Source organism: Weissella sp. DD23, from assembly GCF_001579105.1.
In the GTDB taxonomy this organism is placed as follows: Bacteria; Bacillota; Bacilli; order Lactobacillales; family Lactobacillaceae; genus Weissella; species Weissella cibaria.
This window is the reverse complement of record NZ_KQ970399.1, coordinates 6,719-11,148: the sequence shown is the minus strand read 5'-3', so window position 1 is coordinate 11,148 and position 4,430 is coordinate 6,719. Positions and strand designations below refer to the sequence as shown.

The 4,430-nt window shown below is 43.5% G+C and carries 6 protein-coding genes and 1 tRNA gene; 2 read left to right on the top strand and 5 right to left on the bottom strand.

Going from position 1 to position 4,430, the window contains the following annotated elements; all coding sequences use genetic code 11:
* Positions 1 to 443, top strand: a 443-nt coding sequence (locus WEIDD23_RS10765) for a site-specific integrase (protein ID WP_207644211.1), incomplete at its 5' end; no start/stop codon positions are given.
* A 108-nt stretch (positions 444 to 551) separates the two neighbouring features.
* On the opposite strand, the gene WEIDD23_RS10760 is transcribed toward WEIDD23_RS10765, so the two are convergent.
* A tRNA-Arg gene (locus WEIDD23_RS10760) sits at positions 552 to 623 on the bottom strand.
* Positions 624 to 665: 42 nt separating this feature from the next.
* Positions 666 to 1,517 carry a DNA/RNA non-specific endonuclease gene (locus WEIDD23_RS10755; RefSeq protein ID WP_010368868.1) on the bottom strand — a complete coding sequence of 284 codons (852 nt, stop codon included), beginning with the start codon at positions 1,515 to 1,517 and terminating at the stop codon, positions 666 to 668.
* Between the two features lie 178 nt (positions 1,518 to 1,695).
* Here WEIDD23_RS10755 and WEIDD23_RS10750 point away from each other — a divergent pair, with 178 nt between their 5' ends.
* A complete protein-coding gene (locus tag WEIDD23_RS10750; RefSeq protein WP_010368865.1) occupies positions 1,696 to 2,088 on the top strand; it encodes a hypothetical protein in 393 nt (130 codons plus the stop codon).
* Between the two features lie 236 nt (positions 2,089 to 2,324).
* On the opposite strand, the gene WEIDD23_RS10745 is transcribed toward WEIDD23_RS10750, so the two are convergent.
* The 3 genes from WEIDD23_RS10745 to WEIDD23_RS10735 form a co-directional block, all read right to left on the bottom strand.
* Positions 2,325 to 2,990 carry a histidine phosphatase family protein gene (locus WEIDD23_RS10745; RefSeq protein WP_010368862.1) on the bottom strand — a complete coding sequence of 222 codons (666 nt, stop codon included), beginning with the start codon at positions 2,988 to 2,990 and terminating at the stop codon, positions 2,325 to 2,327.
* Between the two features lie 30 nt (positions 2,991 to 3,020).
* Complete coding sequence (locus WEIDD23_RS10740) at positions 3,021 to 3,365, bottom strand: DUF956 family protein (protein WP_010368859.1); 345 nt, start codon at positions 3,363 to 3,365, stop codon at positions 3,021 to 3,023.
* Between the two features lie 121 nt (positions 3,366 to 3,486).
* Positions 3,487 to 4,430: PTS system mannose/fructose/sorbose family transporter subunit IID (locus WEIDD23_RS10735; protein WP_242865515.1), on the bottom strand; the 944-nt coding region annotated here is incomplete at its 5' end.

The window sequence follows — 4,430 nt, the reverse complement described above, 5'->3', positions numbered from 1 at the left end:
ACTTTGACTCTTCCCTCATTCATATCGAAACAACTTGGGACCAGGTTTACCATGAACTGAAGCCGACGAAAACGCCAAGTTCAGTTCGAGACATAGACATGCCCGATCAATATATGACGGAATTATATGATTGGTACACACTGCATCCCGAAACAAGATTCGTGTTTGAGACAAAAAATACTATGCCACCGACCAGTGCGGCAGCAAATAAACAGTTGCGAAGAGATTTAGATGATATTGGTGCAACCAAAGTCATTACATTTCACGGACTTAGACACACACATGCTTCATGGTTATTATCTCATGGTGTAGATTTGCAATACGTATCAGAACGTCTGGGTCATGCGGACACTTCAATTACTTTAAGTACTTATAGCCACCTACTACAAACTAAGCGCACTTCCGAAATAAGCAAGTCAATTAACCTGCTGAGTAACCTATGAAAAAACAAAATTTCAAAAAAGTGCTACAAAAGTGCTACAAATCGAAAAATAAAAACCCTGAAATGCCTTTATATCAAGGCTTTCAGAGCTTTATTTTCGTTATATCAATGAATCTGGGGGGAATCGAACCCTCATCTCCGGAACCGGAATCCGACGTGATATCCATTACACTACAGATCCAACAATATAACTAGTATAGCGACTTTTTGTGCCTTGCGCAAGTTACTTTGCAAGCTTTCCATAGCCAGTCGCATAATTAATGACAACCCCCGGCTCAACGTTTGGTACAAACACGTTGTATTCCAAAGAACCATCTGAAGACTTGGCCTCCATGTGCGAACCTGATGGTACCAGGTTGTTTCCTTCATAGACTGGTGTCACCCGGTAACGCACTGTCTTACGATTATCCAACGCCTTTCGTACCAGCGTCTCATAGTAGTTCTGACCTGTATTCTCATCATTACCATTTGACGACTGGTTAGCCCAGGCAGTTTGGGCAGTAATGTTCTGTGGGTTAGCTTCTGAAGCATCAAAGCCCTTCACGCTACCAGCTAAAGCGTACCCAATTGAGTGACCACGATTGTACAACACGTGGAAATTACCACCAATTGTCAACTGGTGCCACCCTACCGGATTAATTTGCCGCGAGTTACCCGTTTCATCACGAGAACGATAAATACGGCTTGACTTGTTTAACAGCGCGTTAGCCACACCTGCACGACCAAGTGAATCCTGCTTAGCCAACTGTACATACGGTGCCGAAGAAACTTTCGCATCGAGCGATGTCTTATTATCGTTCAAAACAAAGGCACCCGACCCGTTAAATCGAATACTATTGGTTGCAAGTTGCTTTTTGACTGCATCAGTTAAAACTGACGAGGCCAAAGATTCTGCTGGATGTTGATCTTCCGGTGAACCGTAATCAACCGACTGATTCACTTTCACACTTGAATTTGCATAATTCGTCTTGCCTTGCTGTGAACCGTGATTGTCCTTTAAAACCGTTTGTTGCAACGCAAAAATTCCCAACGCAACAACAACACCTGCGACTGAGGCTTTTCGTTTACGTCCCATATCGACATTCTCCCTACTTAATTGCTAACAAATAGTATAACATGACGCCACATGAACCGCAGAAATTAGCGTTTCCTGGGCGCAACAGCCTTCTATGAAATGGCACATTTTCCTACTCGTTTTTCACGACTATTCTGGTATGATTAATGTATTAAATACATCACACGAGGATAATACTATGACTAACAAGTACTTAGTTGCCAAGAATGATTTGCAACACGCCACTGACTGGCAACCCGAGACGGCCCACTCAGACGTTCGCACCGAAGTCGAAGATTCAATTGCCAAGCGCTTGACTGAAATCATGACGACAGTCGCTGATTTTGGTTACGAGTCTGCCACTGTTAATTTGCACGACTTACAAGACTACGTACGTGAAGATGTCATTGGTCACTACCAATTCTTATTCCGCAAGAACCCACAATTGCGTGACCAACTCGTTCTAACAAACGAAATGCCACTTTCAGTATTTAACACAATGGCACAAGCCGCTGTTGCCTCAATTTTGGAAGATTCTGACTACGACTATTCATTCCACACAGATGGTGAAGTTCAAATCTTCTGGCACTAATCGTTCAACACTAATACGGAGGCTTGGACAGAAGTCTCTGTCTCAGCCTCAAAAAAAGCCGCCAATCTCCCGATCTAAAATCGGAGGATTGGCGGCTTTTAAACGTGTTCCGAAAGGATGAATCCTTAATATAACGCTATTTGATCCACTCATACCTTTACGCCACGCGCCAAGGCATAAGCGGGTTAAACAACATTATCATCGGGTTCAAAGCGTCTTTCGTCTCACTCTCTTTTTTAAATCATTTGATTGTTGTACATCGAGATGCTGATTCCTTCAGCCGACAATTGCATTTTCGCAATCGAACCATTTGCTGGACGTTCATGAACCTGAATCTTGCCTTGTCCATACCGGTCAGCCAAGGAAATCAACGTATTCCCATGACTTATCAGCAAAACATCATCCCCATCCTGCAAAGCTGGATTATCTAAAATCAGCTTGAATCCCGCTTCGACTCGTTGCCAATATTCAGTCGCATCTTCTGCGTCATGCCATGGATCAGCCGCTTTCAACAAATCTTTTGTTTTATCAACACCATAAGCATCAACAATTGCGGCATAAGTGCTTAAGCCAACGGTCGCACCAGCATTTGTCCAGGCGACATCCATATTACTGCCTTCATAGCTACCATAAAACTCTTCACGAAAATTCCAAGCCGTTTGCAAACTAATATCTGTCGCCGTTTGATTGGCTGCCAAAATAATGTTTGCTGTATCCATTGCTCGGGTTGTATCTGAACTATAGGCTGCTTTAAATGGTACGTCAGCTAGTCGTTCACCGGCTTGGTGTGCATCTGCAATTCCTTCATCAGTTAGAGGCGAATTACCCCAACCTTGTAATTTATTATAGCGGTTAAAGTATGTCTTACCATGCCGAACCACTGTTAAATTTAATGTTTTCATCCGACGCCTCCTGACACCATTGTAGCGCGCTTATTTGTTGCGTTCCAGCACACCTTTACGGCGACGGATTTGATCCGCCTTAAGCTGTTCGCGGAAAATCGTTAGCGCTTGCTTAGCTTTGCCCCCGACAAATTCAAAAGTTTGACCTTGTGTCGTCTTGATAAAAAAACCACGGAAGTAAAACTTTAAGAAGATTTCCATGCTAATCGTTTCAATGTTCGTCCACGGAATTTGAATGTATCCGCCACCTGCATTGGCCCGAAATTCAATCCCTTGATCACCATAGAAAATACGTCCCTGCTTGATGTTTACCGGTGACATCATTGCATTCGCATTTCCTTCCAAAAATAACTTTGTATTCAACGCTTGTACCATAATTCTTTCCCCATTCAATTAATATGTATCTGGCTAGCATGAGCTAACCAGTTAAAAATAAAAATGGCAAGTAACGTCTAACCGCCACTCACCATTTTACCAAACATTATGTCATTCGGTATTAACCCATGATACCTAGCCAGTAAGCCAAGATACCAACGGCGAACAAACCGAAGATAATTGTAATAGCTGATACGCGCTTACGTAGCAACCACAATACCAAGAACAACAAAAGCAATGGTGCCAAACCAGGAATCAATTGGTTCAACGTGTCTTGCAACGTTGTAATCTTGTAGGCGCCCAACGTTTGACCACCCTTAATTTGGTTCACGATTTCAATCAACTTTGATACTGATACGTGTCCGCCATTGATTTGTGAAGCCAAGCTACTCATGTCAACGCCGGCTCCTTCTTGAACCTTAACCTTTGACACAACCAATGGGAAGTTCATCGTCGTCCAACGAGGAACCAGCACACCCATGATAAACATACCAAGGATAGATGCACCCATCGTAATCTTTTGCATGGCCCCACCGGCCAAGTTTTGTGTGATATTCGTACCTTGCTTGTAACCAAGATCCTGTGTATACCACAAGAATCCCATACGCAAGATGTTCCAAACTACGAAGAAGATAATTGGTCCTAGGATTGAACCACCTTGGGCCATTCCGGCCGCAAAGGCTCCCAAAACTGGTCGAACAGTTCCCCACCAGATTGGGTCACCAACACCGGCCAAAGGTCCCATCATACCAACCTTAACACCTTGAATTGTTTCATCGTCGATGTCAGCACCGTTAGCACGTTGCTCTTCCAAAGCCAACTCAACACCCAAGATTGGTGATGCCACGTATGGGTGTGTGTTGAAGAATTCCAAGTGGCGCTTCAAAGCAGCGGCACGATCTTCTTTTGATGAGTACAACTTCTTGATTGCTGGAATCATGGCGAATGCCCAACCAACGTTTTGCATACGCTCATAGTTCCATGAACCTTGCAAGAAGAATGAACGCCACCAAGTTGCACGAAGTTCTTTTTGAGTCAAGTGAACTTCATTCTTTACTACTTCAT

Excerpts from the sequence above, each read along its gene's own strand:
- WEIDD23_RS10745 (WP_010368862.1), bottom strand. The coding sequence starts at position 2,990 with ATGAAAACATTAAATTTAACAGTGGTTCGGCATGGTAAGACATACTTT.
- WEIDD23_RS10750 (WP_010368865.1), top strand. The coding sequence starts at position 1,696 with ATGACTAACAAGTACTTAGTTGCCAAGAATGATTTGCAACACGCCACT.
- WEIDD23_RS10755 (WP_010368868.1), bottom strand. The coding sequence starts at position 1,517 with ATGGGACGTAAACGAAAAGCCTCAGTCGCAGGTGTTGTTGTTGCGTTG.
- WEIDD23_RS10740 (WP_010368859.1), bottom strand. The coding sequence starts at position 3,365 with ATGGTACAAGCGTTGAATACAAAGTTATTTTTGGAAGGAAATGCGAAT.